The 18,838-nt window shown below is 67.2% G+C and carries 13 protein-coding genes; 8 read left to right on the top strand and 5 right to left on the bottom strand.

Annotated elements, in window-relative coordinates; genetic code table 11:
• The first annotated feature begins 165 nt into the window (after positions 1-165).
• Both ACQEVU_RS12145 and ACQEVU_RS12140 read left to right on the top strand, forming a co-directional pair.
• Positions 166-1,257: a radical SAM protein gene (locus tag ACQEVU_RS12145; protein ID WP_433322833.1), complete on the top strand. Its 1,092-nt coding sequence runs from the start codon at positions 166-168 to the stop codon at positions 1,255-1,257.
• Complete coding sequence (locus ACQEVU_RS12140; RefSeq protein ID WP_433322832.1) at positions 1,254-2,195, top strand: hypothetical protein; 942 nt, start codon at positions 1,254-1,256, stop codon at positions 2,193-2,195. Before ACQEVU_RS12145 ends, ACQEVU_RS12140 begins: the two co-directional genes overlap by 4 nt.
• Here the strand turns inward: ACQEVU_RS12140 and ACQEVU_RS12135 are convergent.
• Positions 2,176-3,018 (bottom strand): sugar phosphate nucleotidyltransferase, encoded by an 843-nt coding sequence (locus ACQEVU_RS12135; RefSeq protein ID WP_433322831.1) that lies wholly within the window; start codon positions 3,016-3,018, stop codon positions 2,176-2,178. The two genes, ACQEVU_RS12140 and ACQEVU_RS12135, sit on opposite strands and share 20 nt — an antisense overlap.
• Before the next feature lie 50 nt (positions 3,019-3,068).
• Positions 3,069-3,236, bottom strand: coding sequence for a hypothetical protein (locus ACQEVU_RS12130; RefSeq protein ID WP_433322830.1), 168 nt, complete (start codon positions 3,234-3,236; stop codon positions 3,069-3,071).
• Positions 3,237-3,379: 143 nt separating this feature from the next.
• On the opposite strand from ACQEVU_RS12130, the gene ACQEVU_RS12125 reads away from it, so the two are divergent.
• Complete coding sequence (locus ACQEVU_RS12125; protein WP_433322829.1) at positions 3,380-5,101, top strand: hypothetical protein; 1,722 nt, start codon at positions 3,380-3,382, stop codon at positions 5,099-5,101.
• A gap of 7 nt (positions 5,102-5,108) precedes the next feature.
• Entirely contained in the window at positions 5,109-6,515 is a 1,407-nt protein-coding gene (locus ACQEVU_RS12120) for a hypothetical protein (RefSeq protein ID WP_433322828.1), read from the top strand.
• 9 nt (positions 6,516-6,524) lie between these two features.
• Here the strand turns inward: ACQEVU_RS12120 and ACQEVU_RS12115 are convergent, their stop codons facing one another.
• Positions 6,525-6,989 carry an NUDIX domain-containing protein gene (locus ACQEVU_RS12115; RefSeq protein WP_433322827.1) on the bottom strand — a complete coding sequence of 155 codons (465 nt, stop codon included), beginning with the start codon at positions 6,987-6,989 and terminating at the stop codon, positions 6,525-6,527.
• Positions 6,990-7,272: 283 nt separating this feature from the next.
• On the opposite strand from ACQEVU_RS12115, the gene ACQEVU_RS12110 reads away from it, so the two are divergent.
• On the top strand, positions 7,273-8,370 hold the full coding sequence (locus ACQEVU_RS12110) for an integrase core domain-containing protein (RefSeq protein WP_433322794.1): 1,098 nt from the start codon (positions 7,273-7,275) through the stop codon (positions 8,368-8,370).
• A gap of 130 nt (positions 8,371-8,500) precedes the next feature.
• Positions 8,501-8,908 carry a hypothetical protein gene (locus ACQEVU_RS12105; RefSeq protein ID WP_433322826.1) on the top strand — a complete coding sequence of 136 codons (408 nt, stop codon included), beginning with the start codon at positions 8,501-8,503 and terminating at the stop codon, positions 8,906-8,908.
• Positions 8,909-8,918: 10 nt separating this feature from the next.
• Here the strand turns inward: ACQEVU_RS12105 and ACQEVU_RS12100 are convergent, their stop codons facing one another.
• Together ACQEVU_RS12100 and ACQEVU_RS12095 are read right to left on the bottom strand one after the other, a co-directional pair.
• Positions 8,919-9,221 carry a hypothetical protein gene (locus ACQEVU_RS12100; protein ID WP_433322825.1) on the bottom strand — a complete coding sequence of 101 codons (303 nt, stop codon included), beginning with the start codon at positions 9,219-9,221 and terminating at the stop codon, positions 8,919-8,921.
• Between the two features lie 153 nt (positions 9,222-9,374).
• Positions 9,375-11,696: an SEL1-like repeat protein gene (locus ACQEVU_RS12095; RefSeq protein ID WP_433322824.1), complete on the bottom strand. Its 2,322-nt coding sequence runs from the start codon at positions 11,694-11,696 to the stop codon at positions 9,375-9,377.
• Between the two features lie 2,449 nt (positions 11,697-14,145).
• Here ACQEVU_RS12095 and ACQEVU_RS12090 point away from each other — a divergent pair.
• Positions 14,146-17,517 (top strand): tetratricopeptide repeat protein, encoded by a 3,372-nt coding sequence (locus ACQEVU_RS12090; protein ID WP_433322823.1) that lies wholly within the window; start codon positions 14,146-14,148, stop codon positions 17,515-17,517.
• Positions 17,518-18,116: 599 nt separating this feature from the next.
• Positions 18,117-18,674 carry a hypothetical protein gene (locus ACQEVU_RS12085; RefSeq protein WP_433322822.1) on the top strand — a complete coding sequence of 186 codons (558 nt, stop codon included), beginning with the start codon at positions 18,117-18,119 and terminating at the stop codon, positions 18,672-18,674.
• Positions 18,675-18,838 lie beyond the last annotated feature (164 nt).

The raw sequence follows: 18,838 nt of genomic DNA, 5'->3' as shown, positions 1-18,838 counted from the left end.
TCACACCGAGGTCGCTGCGGCGGCTCGCGAGACCCGGAAGAACCGGAACCGATGCTCCGTCCGGCTCTGTCACGACGCCGAACGCTCCCAAAGAAGAAGCGGATGTTGGCACCATTCGCCCAGGTCGTTATAGTCGAAGGACCTCGAGCTGATTGGTGGACTTCGGTGCCGATCGAGCGCATGAATCTGGTCGAAAAGCTTAGTCAGCCTTCGATACGCGAATCGGCGATGCGCGTCGCCGACGGCGAGAGACTGGCCGCACCGGTAGTCGTCGACATCGATCCGACGACATTCTGCGATCTGAGTTGCCCCGAATGCATCAGCGCGTCATTGTTGCATCAGGGGCGATTCACCCAGCAACGACTCGTGGAGTTGGCGCACGAGCTCATTTCGGCCGGCGTTCAAGGCGTCGTTTTCATCGGTGGCGGTGAGCCACTGGCGCATCCGGCGACCACTTCCGCGATCGAGATCTTGCACACGGGAGGGATAGCCGTCGGGCTTGTCACCAACGGGACGCTGCTGGACCGCAACTTGGCGGTCCTCGCCGGCCACGTGAGCTGGGTGCGAGTATCGGTCGACGCCGCGACGCCAATGACATATGCCGCATTCCGTCCCAGCCGCAACGGCCGGAACATGTTCGCCACCGTCATTGAGAACATGCGTTCACTGGCGGCGGTAAAGTCGGGGCAGCTGGGGTATTCGTTCGTCGTCAATGCGCCATCGACGTCGGGCCGGGAATCCGATCGGACGAACATGTTCGAGATCGATGCGGCGGCCGTCTTGGCCCGGGACATCGGGTGCGATTACTTCGAGATCAAGGCGGCCATGCTGGACGATCATCGGCTGGCACCCGTCTCGCCCCGCGTGCGCGGCGAACTTTCGGCGCGGTTGGAAGCGGCGCGCGGCCACCAGCGGCCGGGCTTTTCGGTGACGATGTCGTCCAGTTTCGAGCGCCTGCTTCGGGACACCGATCTCAGCCAGCCGAAGGAGTACCGCAGCTGCGCCACGGCGGAACTGCGCACGGTGATCACCCCGAGCGGGGTCTTCGTCTGTCCGTACCACCGGGGCAACCCCGCGATGCGCATCGGGGACGCGGTCACCACCCACCTGACCGAGCTGTGGGCCCGCGCACGGCCGGACGTTGTCGACCCCAGCCGCGACTGCCCGTTCCACTGCGCTCGGCACGCCACGAACCTCGCGCTCGCGGCGCCGCTCCCGGACGCGGGACCGCTCGACGCAATCGACCCGTTCATATGACGGGCCCCGGCCACGAGACCCGGGATGCGCGGCGTGGCGACGCTCCGGCGACGCGGATCTGTCTGGCCGGCGAGGACCTGGACTGGCTCGGCGGCCGATGTGTCTGCACGAGCATCGATCTCCGCACGACTGTTGGTTCCGGGCCGGGCGCCATCCCGTACACCGGCATCTACCTCGACGCGGTATGGCGCCGACTGACCGACCGCCCCGGACCGGCTCCGTTGCTGCACGTCGCGTCCGAGGCGCCCACCGGCTCCGGCCTGTCCACGTCGACCTCACTGGTAATCGCGCTGACTCGGGCATGCCTGCTGGAGCTGGGACTTCCGGCGTTCGGCCCCGATGAACTCATCGACTTCACGTACGCAATCGAGCGGGACATCACCCGCGGCGGAGGTATGGACCACGTGGCGATCGTCCGCGGCGGCACGCTGTACATGGACGGGCGCCCCGAGGGACCACCGGCCGTGTTGGGGCAGGTGGAGTGGCCGCCGGAGTGGGCGATCGTGCTGATCGACTCGATGCAGCGCAAGGACAGCCGCGATCATCTGCTGGAGACCCGGCGGCGCAGCCAACGTCGCGAACCCCGCCTCGCCGCGTACATCCACGACGCCACGACTGCCGCGGATAACGTCTGGAACGCGGTACTCAGCCGTGACCTCGCCGCGGCCTGCTCGGCCGTGAATGCCGCCCACGAAGCGATGCGCGACTGGCAGGCAATGTCGACGCCCGGGCTGGAGCGTCTGCGCACCGCCGCCCTCGACGTCGGGTGCCCGGCCGTGAAGCTGACCGGCTCCGGCAGCGGCGGCTGCCTCTTCGGCGTCGTTGCATCCGCCCGTCAGGAGGAGGTCCTCGCAGACCTGTCCGCGCGCCTCGGCAAGCTCGAACCGGCACCGGGGGTGCGAACGGTCCGGCCCGTCCCTATCCGTTGCGCGGCATAGGGAGGCGCGAACGGGCGGCCGCCGCGATGTTCGCGTTCAGCCAGTCATTTGGAACACCGCAATCGAAGTACGTCTCGGCAACCGTCTCCACGGCTACCCGGCCGGTCGAGGCCAGCCGGTTGATCACGTCGACGATCTGCAGTTCGCCGGTATCGGGGCTGGCGCCGATAGACGCGGCGAGGTCACTGATCCCCGGCGAGGACAGCAGCCGGCCGACATACGCCAGCCCGGTGACGCCCGAAGCGTCGCGCGGCTTCTCGGCGATGCGGTCGAGCCAGACACCGTCGCGCGTCACGATGTTGCCGTACCGCATCGCCCGCCGATCGTCCATGACCACGCCCGCCACCACCGCGTCCGCGCCGGTTCGCCGCATCGACGCCGCCATTCGCGCGAGCAGTGACGGCTCGTCGGCGGGAAGGAGCAGGTCGTCGCCGGCGAGGAGGTACGCCGTGTCCGATCCCAGGAATCGGCGAGCCAGGAGCAGCGGTAGCAGGGAGCCGTACCGGCCGTCGTCCGGTTGCGTGAGGAACGTGAACGCCGCTCGCCCATGCCTCTGCACCAGTGCGTCATACCGGTCGCCGAGCCCGGCCGCATGGTAACGACGTCGCGACACGGCCGAGTCGGCTAGGTAGTCGGCAATGCACCGATCGCCCACCGGGTGCACGACGGCAATCCGGGCTACGCCGGCGAACAGGCACTCGTCGAGCAGGTACTCGAGGATCGGCCGCTCCAGCACCGGCAGCATCACCTTGGGCACGGCCTTGGTGAGCGGAAAAAACCGTGCACCCACACCGCCCGTGGCGATGATCGCACCGATGCGCATCGGTCCACGGTAGACGGTCCGCCCGCGGACGGCGACCGCTGCGCGGGCGCTCATCGCCGCCGCTTCGGCGTCGTCGCCGCCACCACGGCGGCCGTGCCCGCCAGCACGCCGGCGACCAGGGCCCCGCTGGCGTCGAGCAGGATGGCCACGGCAAGCATGGTGATCGCGAATACCGTCGCGAAGATCAGGGTCCGAAGATCGGGGGTCGGGCTCTTCACGGCTGAGCTCCTTCGCAGGTCGGTGGAGGTGCTGCAGCGATCGTGCGGCGCGGCGGCCCGGCCCGGCGAGCGTCGATCGGCGGTAGCGGGATACCCGCACAGGAACTGGGAAAGTGCCCGGCCGCCCGTGCTAGGTTCGCCGCGTGGATGCGGTACGCGCCCAGGACCTCCACCGGCTGTTCAACGGCTATCGGTCGATCCTCGACGGCACCTGCTCCGCCGCGACACCGGAGGTCCCCGCGTCCCTTTCCGGATACCTGGTGGACGAGGCAACCGGCGCACTGCGACCGCTCGGACAGGTCCGGCAGCTGCTGCTGTCGGAGATCGGGCGCTGCGACGCCGTCGACGACCTCGAGTACGCCGTCCTCGCGCTGTACTTCGGGCTCGATCTCACGATCCTGCCGCTCACCGCGCGAGCCGGTCAGCCCTCGGTCGCGAGCCGGCTGCCGGCGGCGGCCACGCGCCTCGGCCGCCCGCGAACCGTCTCGGGCGGCACGCTCGGCGCGGAGGGAGCCCGCTACCTGCGCAAGCGCGCGTTGGGCAAGCTGGCGCGGGCCTGGCGGCCGCAACCGGCCGGCCGGCCGGTGGCGCCCAGGCGCGTGGACGACCCGGTGCGCAGTCCCTGGTTCCTCGAGGCGACCGACGGCTGGTCGGCCGCCCAGGTGTCGCGGCTGCTGCACGCCGCACTGCGGTCCGCGCGTCGGGGCTGCGGGCCGTTCCCGGCGATACGCTCCGAGCTGTGGCTCGACCTCGACTGGTGGGCGCACCGCGCCCGCCTGTCGATCCTGAGCGAATACGGTGTTGGTCGCCCATCGACTCGCATCAACGCGGAGCGGATGGCGCGCGCCGACGCCCGGATGGCGATCGCCCTGTGGGACATGATCACGTCGGACCGGCGGCGCCCGCGGGAGCCGGACCCTCCGGCGTCGGACGACGGACCCCGGGCACCCACGAGGACCGCAGCCGCCACGCTGCTCATCCCGCCCGACGAGGTACAGGATCTCGTTGCGATGCGTGACCCGCGCGAGGCCGCGTTGAGCGCGATCGACATGCTCGAACGGCAGAGCCGGCGCGGACCGCTGGACCAAGGAACTGCGTTGGTGCTGTCCTGGCTCGAGCCGCTGGTCGTCGACTCGCTCGACGACGAGGACTGTGGCCGGGCGGTGGCGGTACTCACCCGCGCGGGTGCCGACCACTCGGAGCTGGCCGGCATCGGCTTCACCTGGTTCGAGGTCGCGATCCGGCGGCGGGTCCCGCCCCGGCACCTGGCCGAGGCGACGCTCAACATGTCGGTCGCCTTCTCAACTCGGCGGCGATACGGAGAGGCGGAGGCCGTGCTGGACCGCATGCTGGAGCGCGGTCGACACGATGCGGGGGTCATGTCCCTGCTCGCCATCGGCCGGTCGGCCTGGCGCCGCCGGCTGCTGAGCGAGGCCATCGCGGCCCGCCGTCCGATCGGCGACCGGCAGCTTCCGGCGCTGGTGCGGCGGGGGCTCGACGAGGGGGCGGCGTCGGTGGCGCTGCTGCGAGCGGGCGAGATCGAAAGCGTCGGCCCCTGGTTGCGGGCGGAGGTGCGCAAGGCGGAGTCACTGGCCGTCGCGTCGGCGTTCCTGCACATGACACTGGGCTCGAGGTCAGCGGTTGCCTCGGTGCGCTCTCAGGCGCTCGGCATGCGGGACTCCGTGCACTACAATCTGACTCGCCTTCGGCGACGGGAGCCGGTCACGGCGTATGACCTGGCACGGTTCGAGGTCATCGACGACATCGCGCAGGCGCTGGATGTCGGCGCACAGCTGACGGACTTCGGCATCCTGCGCCGGGTACGTCGAATCCAGCGCGACATCCCCGCCATCGACAACGAATGAGGCTTCCGTGGATGGATCGAAGGCGTCGACGATCGCCGACATGCTGGGCGGCCTGAAACATCGGGCCGCCGCCGGTATCCTCATTGACGGCCCGGCCAAACTGCACGGGGTGGTCGACGTGCAGGGTTCGAAGAATGCCGCGTTGAAGATCATTCCGGCCCTCGCGGCATTCCCGCGGGTGTTCCGGCTGCGCCGGGTGCCCGTCATCATCGACACGCTGGAGCTCCTCTCGGCCTTGGCGTCGCTGGGCGCCGAGGTCCGGCCGGGCGCCGAGGCCGACGAGTTCCTCGTGGACTCGCGGACCGTCGGCGCTCGGCACCTTCCGGCGGAGATCACCCGGCGGACCACCACCGCGTTCTACTTCGCGGGAGCGCTGCTGGGACGATTCGGATCCGTCCGGATCGGCGATCCGGGCGGTGACGAGATCGGGCTGCGCGCCATCGACCTGCACTTGAGCGGCTTCCGCGCGCTCGGCGGGCGGATCAGCGGCCGGGACGGTTGCCTAAACATCATCCTTCCCGCCGACGCCTCGCGCGACACCGTCAGCCTGGCGCTGCCATCCGCCGGCGCGACGGTCAACGTGGCGCTCGCCGGGCTGCGCAATCCAGCCGGCGTCACGATCGAGCGGTCTCCCGTTGACGCGGACATGGCGGCCTTCTGGGACTGCCTCCAACGGTCCGGCGCGTGGGTACACCGCGACGGCGATGCGGTGTCGTGCCGCCTCGATCGCGCGGCCGCGGCATCGGGCGACGGGCCGATCGAGCTCTCGTGCCCGGCGGATCGCAACGATGCGTTCACCTGGCTCGCCGTCGGCGCGCTCAGCGAGCAGGGCGTGCTGGTGCGGCGGCTCGACGTCGCGGAACTGCGGCCCGCGGTCGAGGTCCTCGCTCAGCTCGGGGGCCTGATCGAGGAGGGGGCCGACGGGAGCAGCCTGTCCGTCCTGCGCCCGGGCGGCGGCCTGTCCGCGCCGCGCACCGCGGTCATCGCCGGACCCTCGCCCGGATTTCACTCGGACTGGGCGCCGCTGCTGCAACCGGTGCTTGCAACGGCGCACGGCCGGTCGCGAACGATCGACGTCCTGCATTCGAACCGGGTACGGCAGGCGGACGTGCTCCGCGCCATGGGGGCGAAGGTCACGGTGAGCGGCGGCCAGCCACCACCCGGACTGGAGGTGCGATTCCCGGCCGGGTTGGACGACGCCCGCTATGTCGTCGACATCGACGGACCGGCGGCGCTGCACGGTGCCGCGGTCGACGTCGGCAACGACGTGCGGGCGTGCGCGGCGGCCGTTGTGGCCGGGACCGTGGCCGTCGGCGTGACCACGATCTCGGACGCGCACGCGCTCTACCGCGGGTACGAAGACTTCCTCGGCCGGCTCGCGCGGCTCGGGGCACGTGTCGCCCCGCTCCGGTAACCGGCGATGTCACCGCGCCTGAAACAGTCCGGTCGCGCGATACCGCGCATACATGTCCAGCACCGTGGCGGTCGGCCGGTGCATCGGCCGGGGCAGGTCGCCCATGTCGAAGAAGCCCGCCTCGGTGACCTCGGCGGGGTCCACGCGCAGCACTCCGCTCCACACCGTCGCGGCGAAGCACATCGCGAAGCAATGGGTCTCGTCCCCGTTGGGGTAGCGAACGACGTGTATCTCGGGGTCCGACAGGCAGCCGAACGGCACCAGGTCCCGTTCTTCCACCTTAAGGCCGGTCTCCTCGGCGACCTCGTTGACGGCAGTGGAGGCGAAGCTGCTGCCGATCTCGCAGGCGCCGGCCGGGATCTCCCAGGTGGCCATGTCGCTGCGCCGCTGCAGCAGGACACGCTGATCGTGGTCGATGAGTAGTAGCTGCGCGCCCGGCATCAGCATCAGCCGGCTACCCACGAACTGCCGCATCGTCCACAGATATGAGCCGGTGTATGGCACGAAACTCCCGAAGACGCAGGCCGCGTGGCGTTGAGGACTCGTTTTTTCTAGTACAAACTCGGACAGATTACCTATGCTGTTGGAGTTTCGGAGCACCTTGAGCAAGGCCGCCGATCCCGGCGCTGTACCTGCCGACAAATGCGTCCGTGCTGGTCAGAGGGCAGTCCACCATACGAATGCGATCTTGATTGTCGGGTCTGTCCCCGTGTCCTGCTTGCCGTCGCCGTCGGTGACTACGCGATGATGCCGTCTCATGCTGCTGCGACTGGCATACCTGGGCGTCACCAACGCGCTCGCGCTGCTGCGGCTACTGCCAGGCAGCGACCGTGACAAGGACGCGGAGATCCTTGCCCTACGGCACCAGCTCGCCGTGCTGCACCGCCAGCTCGGCGGGCAGCGGGTCCAGTTCGAGCCAGCCGACCGGGCATGGCTGGCCGCGCTGCTCAGCACGCTGCCCAGACCCAGTCTGTACAGCCTGCGGCTGTTAGTGCGGCCCGACACCATTCTGCGCTGGCATCGTGACCTGCATGCTCGCCGCCACGCGGCGGCGTCGCGTCCCCGCCGACGAGGACGGCCGCGCACCATCGGTTCGGTGCGCGCGCTGGTGCTGCGCCTGGTCCGGGAGAACCCGTCCTGGGGGTACCGGCGGGTGCACGGGGAACTGCTCACCCTCGGAGTCAAGGTCGCCGCATCCACGGTCTGGGAGATCCTGCGCGAGGCCGGGATCGATCCGGCCCCGGACCGGGCCGCCACGACCTGGGCGCAATTCCTGCGTTCGCAGGCCAAGGCGCTGCTGGCCGCGGACTTCCTCGAGACGATCACGCTGACCGGAACCAGGATGTACGTCCTCGCGGTCGTCGAGCACACCAGCCGCCGTATCCGGATCCTCGGCGCGACCGCGCATCCCACCGCGGCGTGGGTGACCCAGGCCGCCCGCAACCTGGTGATGGACCTGCAGGACGCGGGATGCCGGGTGAGGTACCTGATCCGCGACCGGGACGGCAAGTACCCGGCTCTGTTCGACGCTGTCCTCGCCGACGCAGGAATCGCGGTCCTGCTCAGCGGCGTCCGGATGCCCCGGATGAACGCGGTCATGGAACGCTGGATACGGACCTGCCGGCGCGAACTGCTCGACCGGACACTGATCCTCAACCAACGTCACCTGCTGCACGCACTACGCGAGTACGAGACCTTCTATAACGAGCACAGACCCCACCAGGGCATCGCCAACGCCCGGCCACTGGCCCCACTACCCGAACCGATCACCGATCCAGACCGGCTCGCCCACCTGAACATTCATCGGCATGACCGCCTCGGCGGCGTCCTCCGCCAGTACGATCATGCCGCCTGAACTGCCCGGATGGCATATTCGGCAGGCACAGGGTCGGCGCCGAGGCTCGGCCGGTCGCTGTGGTGTGGCAGGAACTCGTCGCGCTGGCCCGTGTGGTGGCTCCGACCTTCAGGCCGACCGCGCCTCGGAGGTGGCAATCATCAAGTTCGACGATGCCGAGATCAAGGTCGTCGTCGCGACGACCACCGCGTGGCCCGGTGAACTACTCCTCATCGCGTTCGTCGAGGTCAGTGCCGACGAGCGGCACGCAAGCATCAACGTCGCGAACCTTCTCGCCGTCGGGCGCAACGACACAGCGACGTGGCTCCTCAGCCCGACCCCGGAGTACGACGGCGATTCGTCGTCTGCCGACGACTCGGTCGTCGGCCGGCTGCAGCGCCAGGCGCCGCTGGAGGACCTCTGGCAGCGCGTCACCGCTGGCGACATCGCCGAGGAGGATGTCTTGGAACCGGCCACCGCGGGTCGCATCCTCGATCTCGCGGTCGAAGCGATAGAGACCAGCGCATCCAGCGCACCGACACAGTCACGGCGGTGGTGACGACTGTCCGTCACCGGAGCGTTTCGTCGGTGACCTCGACACCGTGATTCGCAGCCCATCGCTGCACGACGGCCTGCGCCTGGTTGGACCAGTACCGACGCCGGACCCGGCCATCAGCGGTGATCTGCGGTGCCTCCACGACTCCGAAGTCCTGAAACAGGCCAGTGGCCAGACGGTAGACGATCGCCAGCAAGTCCGGCCCCTCCGCCGCCAGCTCGTCAAGGTCAGCGACGGTATCCGCCATCGGTGGCGCGAACACGGGGCGCGTGCCCAAGTCCTGCCCGATCAGACCGCCACCATCGGGATACCTCATCCCTTCGACCTACAAGAACCCATCGACCGATGTCACGGCAACACGCCGACATGACATCGATCAACCCCAACTTTCAAGGTCTGTAGCACCAAGGTGTCGTTTCTGCCTTCACGATTAGCGTGCTGCACCTGTACTCGCGACACCGTATAGCGACTACGGCGCGGGTGGCGGCGGCAGTCTTCCGGCGCGCATCTGCTGAGCGGTTTGGGTGGCGAGGAGATCCAGTACGGCCGTGTAGTCGGATCGGCCTTCGACCTCAGCGCGATCACGCCAGTATCTTAGTGCGTCGGTATGCCCGTCGCACGCGAGCATGAAGGTCAACCCAAGAATCATCTGTGCGTCGCGGTCGAGGCTGGCGCTTTTGAGCCAGGTCGTGACGGCAGGATGGTCGCCGAGCATCATGAGCATCTGGCTAATGAGGAGCGCGGTGGGGTGCGCCGTCGCGGCCCTCTGCTGAAATGCGTCGTGCAGTGGCTCGGGATGCCCCGCTCGGTGCAACGCATGTCCCAGTGCAAGGAACATTGCGGTGTTCTCGGCTCGCAAGGCGGCGGTGAAGTTGTCGCGAACGTCCTGGATTTGGCCAGCCCGAAAGGCTATGTCCGCCAGATGCAACGCGGCTCGGGGGTCACCGGCTGCGGTCGAGCGCTGAAACCAGTCAATTGCCTCGTTGGTGGCCCCCTCCGCCAACGCGAGTTCACCAAGGTTCGCCATCGCTTTGGCCTCGCTGGTCTCGGCCGCACGCTCGAGCCAGTGCCGAGCTGCGGCTAGGTCGCCGGCGCGCCACAGCAGCATCCCGAGGTTGTTGACCGCGCGCGTTGAACCTGCATCGACTGCTTTCTCGTACCATGCGATCGCATTCGCGAGATCGCCGTCTATCTCGTCGAGCAACGCCGCGAGGCCGAACATTGCACCACTACCTCCGGCTTCGGCGCCGCGTTGCAGCCACTCGCGAGCCTCTGTGAGATCACCATGTTTGCGCAGCCACTGGCCAAGGTTGCCCATGGCCATGACGCTGCCGGCCTCGGCGGCTCGCCGCATCCACCGTGTGGCGCCGTCGACGTCCTTCTGGTCCGCAAGGAGCGTGCCGAGGTTCACCATCGAGTCGACATCACGGAGTTCGGCGCTGGTTGTGTACCAACGAAGGGCCGTCGCAAGATCACCATTCCGCTCCGCCATCAGCGCCAGGTTGAAGGCGGCGCGCTGGTCGCCCAGTTCCGCCGCCCGCGTGTACCAGTGCTGCGCGGTTGTCGGGTCGCCACCGATTTCGGCAAGATAGCCGGTGGAGGTCATCGACGGCGCATGACCCGCACGCGCGGCCTGCAGGTACCAGGCGCGCGACTGGGTGGCATCGTCGTCGCTGAACAGGATCCCCAGGTTGAACATGCCTGTGGCAAGGCCGGCTGCGGCTGCGCGACGCCATGCGGTCTCGGCGCCCGCTCGGCGGCCTGCCTGATACAGCGCAGCGCCGATGCCGATGCAGGCGTCGGGCGTGGCCAGTTCGATCAGGACCGTTACCTGTTCAGGTGTGATGGAGGCCTGCTCGCCGGCCCGCTGAACGAGAATATCGGAGACCTGGTAACCCTCGATGGTGCCAGGCCGACTGCCGTGCGGGCGTAGAGCGGCGATGTCGCCGCGGACCGGCTCGGTCGCCCAAGTAACGGCATCGGTAAACCAGTCACGTACGAGCAAAGCTCGTTGGCTTGGAGATAGGTAGGCCCGTTCGGTCAACTCTTCGAGCAGCCGCGCTGGCAGCACGTCCGGATGACCGTGGACGCGGGCGTCAACAGCGGCGGTGAGCACTCGGCCGCCAATAGCGTCCCCAGGCACGCTCAAGCGTCGTAGCAGCTCAGGTGCGGCGGCGAGGAGCGCTGTTGCCCCGTCGAGCACCGGATGGGCGAGCACTTCACCGACCCGCGGATCAAATTCCGCAACCTGACGGGCGCGTTCCATCTCAGCGTCGCTTAAGTGTGGCGCGACCTCGAACGGTCGCGCGAGTGCCAGCACTGCGTCTGTACCGTCGGCTGGTTGGGCGCCGCGCTCACCAGGCGGCAGCACGGCTCGGTTAGCAGTCCGAAGCTTTTCGTACTGCTTCGGCCAGATGGCTCCGAGGACGATGACTGGTCGTCGACGGACCGCGAGGAGCTTGCGGATCGTACCGACCGAGATGCGACCTTCGGCGATTGGGTCGCCGACGTTGTCGAGCCATATCACGACCCGGCCGGCGGACAGGTGATCGAGTTGCTGCAGGTCGTCCGGGACTAGGATCGGCCAGGTTGGTACCTCGGCGCGGATAGCCTCGTAGAGGCAACGGGTCTTGCCGCTTGCTGCGGCGCCGACCAGCAGAATGAAGCCGCCGGTGTTTTGCATCGTGCGCAGCGCCGACCGAAGCTGAGGATCGACATCACGGTCGATGTAGGCGGGAAGCTGGTCCGACAATTCGGCGCGTGGTTCCCGCAGCGGAATGGCAGGATGCACTCCCAGATGCAAAGGCAGGTCAGCATAGTCGCGGACCTTCGGGAGTCGGCTCGTCCGGATGCGCTGAGAATCGGACCACCGTGTCACCGTGCTCTGGACCCACGGCTGCAGCAGCGCTCCTGCCCCGATAATCACAGCACAGACCACACCCACTAGCACCGGGGGGTTCCGACCGGCCAGTAGGCCTGCAGCCGGCACGGCGATGACTAGGACCACGCCCAACGTGATCCAGACCGTTGAACGGCCGCCCATGACCCTGACGATACACAGTGCATTCGATGCGTTACACCAGGATGCATTTGACGGCAACGACCACGAGAGTGAGGCCGATAACGCACGAAGGGACGACGCGACCTCGGACCTCGCGCGCCATTTGCGATTCGCAAGCCGTCGGCACGACCTTGGGACGGCCATGATCGGGGGCGCACTCCTGCCGCGATCCGGTCGGGAGGACGTGGTGGCCATGGGGCGGCCAGTCCCCCAAAATCCGAACGTGACCGCCACCGCCTGCGGTCGTCAGCGGCACCGCGAACACGTCGTCAGGCAGCTCATGGGACCGCCAGCCACCCCGATAGCATGTCAGGGCGTTGGGTAATGGTGCGTGTCCGACCTCCGACACCAGCCCCTCAACGCGACCTGACCATCGTCACTGCCGAGGAGCACCCGCACCTTGCGGCTCGTGCCGACGCCGCACCGCCGCAACCGTCACCTCCGGTCCTTGAACAAGGAAGGCGTGGTCTCTCCGCCAACTTCGGTTCACCGGGTTCGAGCCCGTTCGACATCTTCGATGCGGACGGGCTCGAACAGCTTGCTACTTGCCCTCCCGGCGGCCACCGGCCAGCGACCGTCGATGACCACGCTGTCGCATCGGCGCTGGTCACGGCCTGTTTCCATGTTCTTGGGGACCGACAGAACGTGGGAACGATCGCGCATACCTGCGGGTTAGCTGATCGGCAGATCAGCCGCTACAGCCAAGCGGCCCGAGGGTGCGCAGCTTTGGGACGTATCCGCCCGGAGATTCGAATCAGCTCCCGTCGATCCTATGACCGCCGGGTTCCGACTGGCCTGACTGTCACAATCGGGCCGTGAGCTGCTGGAATGCGGTTCGGATTCTGCAATGTATGGTCCACCGGGTTCGAGCCCTTCGGTCCCGGGTTCGAGCCGCTGCTACAGTCCGCGCGGCGGCAACGGCCAGCAACCGTCGATGACCACGACGTCGGTATCGCGGCCAGTCACCGCCGTTTCCCATGCTCCGGGGGACCCGCCGGGGGCACCAAAAAGAACTGCGCCACCCCACGGGGTGTGCTGATCGTCGAAGCGACCTACCCCCTTCCACCGCTGCGACGTCCTGAACTGCCGTGACACGCGACGCTCCCCGCGAGCGCCCGGCTGAGGACGTCAAGATGGCCATGACTCCTTACGGATCCCGGCTTGCCGTCAGGGTCCCGGCGCTGTGTCCACATGCGTGGCGATCTGTGATTCACCCGGCGCTATGAAGGAGTCAACAAAGATGCGGCCCGCCTCCACGTGTTCCACGTGTGGGCGGGCCGCAGTCGAGGCGCGAGGGCCGTCAGTGAGTGTGTAGGTACTCGATAAGCCACTGCGCGAGTGCACGCACAGTGCCAGAGATCGTGCCGCGGATCGCAGCGTCGGTCAGCCGGTTGTTACTGAGTCCGGCTATGCGCGCCTCGCGCTGAGGCCGCTTGGGGTGGGGTCTGCGTCGACTCATGTAAATAACGGTAAAGTCGCTCAAAACCGCCCGAACTGCGGCGGACAGGACGCTCCACCAAGGCGCCAACCGAGGACACGACGCCGCCCCCGTCTGTAGAATGCTGACCAAACCTGACACCGCCTGACGGGACCACCACATTGCCGGGTGTTCGGATGCCGAGCGAAGACCGGCTGCCGCCGGGGCCGCAACGGAGGCTCGTCGAGGCCATCCATCGGCTGTACCAGCTCGCTTCTAAGCCACCCGTTCGTGCGATCAGCGAGAAGATCAAGTCCGACGACGAAATGCCCGGCACCTTGAGCCATGAGGGCGTCAGCGCAGTACTTCGCGGCACGGCCGTCCCCCGGTGGCGGAACTTAGAGTCGCTCGTCAGGGTGCTCGCTGGGATGGCGATAAAACCTCTCGACATAGAACTCGAGATCTTGCATATACACGCCCTGTGGGGAGCGGTCGACGGCGTCGAGATCCTTGTTCATGGCCTAGGAGCCGCTTCGGCCACGTCTGCAGGAGAACCAACAGCGCCGGCGAGTTCGGATGACTTCCTAGATCCGCAGGTTGAACCTCAGCCTCAGGCTATCGCTGGGGCAGATGCGACGGAGGGACAGCCTATGGGAGACGAAGTACCAGCTTTCTACAACCCCACTACCAGCATGCTGCGAATGAAAGTCACGCTGAGTCGCGAACTGTCATGGACCAGGGATCTCGGTGAAGGCAGTACGAATGCCTAAGCACACAGTGCAAAAGTGGAGCGTCTACGCACAGCTCGCCGACGACCGATGGTCTTGGTTCGACCGGAGTGGCGATGTCGGTGCGCTTGACGAGGCGATCGGCCTGCTGCGGGAGGCGATTGCCGCATTGCCACCGGGCACCGCAGAGGCAGCGACGTACCTGTCAAACCTGGGGGCAGCGCTCGGTACTCGCTACGACGTCACAGGCAGCCGATCTGATCTAGATGAGGCCGTTGCGCTCGCTCGCCGAGCGGCTGCGGCAGTACCCTCCGGGCACGCGCGACAGGGTATGTACCTCGCCAACTTGGGGGCGGCGCTACAAGCGAGGGCGACCTCCACCGGTTCGGCATCAGACCTTGATGAGGCGATCTCGCTGCTCCGAGATGCCACAAACGCGACTTCGACGGACGACCCGAGCCGGGGCAAGTATCTGTCCAACTTCGCCGCCGCCCTCATCAGCCGCTTCGACCGGAGTGGCGATGTCGGTGCGCTTGACGAGGCGATCGGCCTGCTGCGGGAGGCGATTGCCGCATTGCCACCGGGCACCGCAGAGGCAGCGACGTACCTGTCAAACCTGGGGGCAGCGCTCGGTACTCGCTACGACGTCACAGGCAGCCGATCTGATCTAGATGAGGCCGTTGCGCTCGCTCGCCGAGCGGCTGCGGCAGTACCCTCCGGGCACGCGCGACAGGGTATGTACCTCGCCAACTTGGGGGCGGCGCTACAAGCGAGGGCCACCTCCACCGGTTCGGCATCAGACCTTGATGAGGCGATCTCGCTGCTCCGAGATGCCACAAACGCGACTTCGACGGACGACCCGAGCCGGGGCAAGTATCTGTCCAACTTCGCCGCCGCCCTCATCAGCCGCTTCGACCGGAGTGGAAGCGTCTCCGACTTGCGGGAAGCGGTACCAGCTGCTCGCCAGGCTGTCACCGCCCCGGTGCGCAACTCGTTGGAGGCAGCCACGTACCTAGCCAACCTCGCAGTCGTACTCCAAACGGCCGCAACCTACGGTCCCCAGTCATCCGCCGGATCAGATCAAGATGTGGAGGATCTGAACCAGGCGGTCGTTGAGATTCGGCTACAGCTGCTCGGACCGGAGCACCCCGACACCCTCACTTCCATCAACAACTTGGCGGTCCTGCTAGCACGACGCGGCGACATGGCAAAGGCTCGTGATCTTCATGAGCAGGTCCTAGCGTTGCGCCGCAGAGTCATCGGGCCGGAACATCCGGACACTCTCGCCTCGATGAATAACCTCGCAACGACGCTTGCCGGACTAGGAGACATTGCACGTGCTCGGTTGCTGTACCAGCAGATCCTAGAGTCGCGGCGCATGCTCCTTGGAGCAGATCATCCGGAGACTGTCACAGCGCTTCGACGACTCGCCGAAGTAGACCTCAACACTGGTGACAATGCGAGTGCACAGGCGCTCCTTCAGGAGGCCGTTGACCGTGGGGACCTGAGTGCGTTACGGCTACTAGCCAAACTACGACAGAAAGCTGGCGACACGCAGGGCACGGAGGCACTTCTCTGGGAAGCGGCTCAGCGCGGCGACGTAAGCGCTCTGCGGCTACTCGCGGACCTGCGCACCGAAGCCGGCGACACGGCGGGCGCCGAAGCACTGTATCGAGAAGCCGCCGAACGCGGCGACGTTGGTGCGCTGCGACTGCTCGCAGACCTTCGACACGCCAACGGCGATGTCGTCGGCGCCGAAGCAGCCGCCCACGAAGCGGCTCAGCGCGGCGACGTAAGCGCTCTGCGGCTACTCGCGGACCTGCGCACCGAAGCCGGCGACACGGCGGGCGCCGAAGCACTGTATCGAGAAGCCGCCGAACGCGGCGACGTTGGTGCGCTGCGACTGCTCGCAGACCTTCGACACGCCAACGGCGATGTCGTCGGCGCCGAAGCAGCCGCCCACGAAGCGGCTCAGCGCGGCGACGTAAGCGCTCTGCGGCTACTCGCGGACCTGCGCACCGAAGCCGGCGACACGGCGGGCGCCGAAGCACTGTATCGAGAAGCCGCCGAACGCGGCGACGTTGGTGCGCTGCGACTGCTCGCAGACCTTCGACACGCCAACGGCGATGTCGTCGGCGCCGAAGCAGCCGCCCACGAAGCGGCTCAGCGCGGCGACGTAAGCGCTCTGCGGCTACTCGCGGACCTGCGCACCGAAGCCGGCGACACGGCGGGCGCCGAAACACTGTATCGAGAAGCCGCCGAACGCGGCGACGTTGGTGCGCTGCGACTGCTCGCAGACCTTCGACACGCCAACGGCGATGTCGTCGGCGCCGAAGCAGCCGCCCACGAAGCGGCTCAGCGCGGCGACGTAAGCGCTCTGCGGCTACTCGCGGACCTGCGCACCGAAGCCGGCGACACGGCGGGCGCCGAAGCACTGTATCGAGAAGCCGCTGGTCGAGGTGACCTTAAAGCTATCGTCAATCTGTACGCACTGTCAGGTCGGGTCGACAATCCGCAAGGTATGTCATTTCGCGAATTTGGGGCCGCCCATTCAGTAGGTTCGAGCATCCGCGATCCGGAAGGCGCGGTGGTGCTCCATGACACCGAACGGGACGCGTCAAATCAGGAAATTGACATCGCAGTAATTGCCACCATCTCGGTTGAGCAGGCGGCATTTCTCCAGCTAGTATCGACCGGCATTCGGCGAGTCGCACGGAGGGGTCATGTGCTTCACATATTTGAAGTTGGTGGACACCGTCTACTACTAAGCGGTGCAGCGGGACCCGGCGCGTTCGAAACGTCTCGCATTGCGCAAGAGATAATCGACACTTGGCATCCTCGATACATCTTCCTCGTAGGCATCGCGGCAGGAACGGCGGCAGCCCTGGACGATCTTCGCCTAGGTGATATCGTAGTTGCTAATCAAATCATAGGTTTCGATTCCATTCGCGTTCAGCCCGGCGAGGCGCGATCCCGGCTAAAGGCATATGACACGAGCTTGGAGCTACGCAGCATCGCTCGCGCGACGGCGACAACCTGGAGGCCCAATCTCACCACGCCACGCCCCGACCAAACCACTACTCAACCACGAGTCCACTTCGGTGCGATTCTGAGCAGTGACCTGCTAGTGACTAATTCTCTTTCACCCGAAGTCAAAGATGCGCGGACGAACATCCTGGCGATCGAGATGGAATCTATTGGCATTACGCGGGTAGTAGCGGATCGGAGAGAGGCCCAGCCAGAACTGCTCGTAGTTAGGGGGGTTTCGGACACCGGTGAAGCGAAGGCGGAGGCTGAGTGGTCGACGTACGCCGCAGGGGCCGCCGCAGCCTTCACGCTCTCGATAATCGAGCGATTGCCAACCGAGCGACAGGATGCAAATGAGCGTTCCTCGACGAGCATCTAAGTTGAATTAAGCATTCCCGTTGTCAGCAGCATCTGATGCAATGGGTGAGGTGCTTCGTCTGTTGTACTGCTGCCGCTAACAGCAGGCAACTGCGCAACTCAAGCGACATCAACACGCAGTCGAAGCCTACGTCGCCGCTGTCCATGGATGCGCTCGATGAGCGTGGTGACCGTCCGTGGCCTCATGACTGTCGGCTCACTTACCGGCGCGCTGCTGCTCGTGGCCTGGTCCCGGGTCGAGGCGATCTGGCAGCTGTACATCGTGTTCGCGGGGCTCGGCGTCGCGATGATGAGGCGTTGTACGACGCGGCGACCGCCGTCGTCGTGTCGTGGTTCGACGCCGATCGGCGGTCGGCGGCGATCCTGGCGATGATCGTCGTGGCGGGTTCGCCTCGACGATCTTCATGCCGCTGACCGGCCTGCTCGAGCACCGCTACTGCTGGCGCAGCAGCCTGCGCATCCTCGCCGCGGTGTACGCGACGGTCGCGGTAACGCTGTACGTCGTCGTGCGGACACCGACCCGGCCCGGCACCGGCCCGCGCTCCACCGTCGCCGAGCGGGCGGCGGCGGTCCGGCGGCCCGCCGGGACGGACGGTTCTGGTGGCTCGCGCGCTCGCCTTCGCCGCGCACAGCAGCGCGGTGAGCGCGATGACCGTCCACCTCATCGGGTTCCTCGTCAGCCGCGGCCATCCGGCCACGTTCGCCGCCACGGTGGCCGGGCCGCTCGGCGTGCTGTCCGTGAGCGGACGGCTCCTGCTCACAGGCGCCCGCCGCCAGGGGTCTCTGACGACGGCCGTTGCCGGTGTGTTCGCCGAACAGGCCGACGCCGCGGCGACCCTGCCGTGGATCGCGGCGAGCCGGACCGGCGCCGCCGTCGGAATGATCGCGTTCGGCATCGAGTTCGGTGTCGCCCCCCTCGCCGCACGGGCGCTGCTCGCCGACCCGTACGGCACCACCGTCTACGCCACCATTGCCGACACCCTCAACACCCCCGTCACCCTCAACACCCCCGTCACCCTCGTCGAAGCCGGCGCCCCGCTTGCCGCCGTCACCGTCACCACCACCGTTGGCGGTGCCACCACCATGACGGCCATCAGCGCTGCGTGCGCGCTCGCCGCCTTCGGCATCCTCGCCCGCGCAAACACACCACCGCCCTGACAGGACGTCATCTACGTCCACGGACCCCAGTGGGTCGACTCCTGCAGGGCCGCGACTTCCGGGCACGAGCTCACGACGAGGGCACCAACCTGCGCCGCCACAGTAGCCGCTCGAGCCGAGCGAAATCCGACAAAAGACCAGGTCAGCGCTCGAATCGAAAACAA

It is taken from the genome of Dactylosporangium sp. CA-139066, assembly GCF_050936175.1.
Classification (GTDB): domain Bacteria; phylum Actinomycetota; class Actinomycetes; order Mycobacteriales; family Micromonosporaceae; genus Dactylosporangium.
The sequence above is the reverse complement of the archived record's forward strand: the minus strand, read 5'-3'. Positions and strand labels throughout refer to the sequence as shown.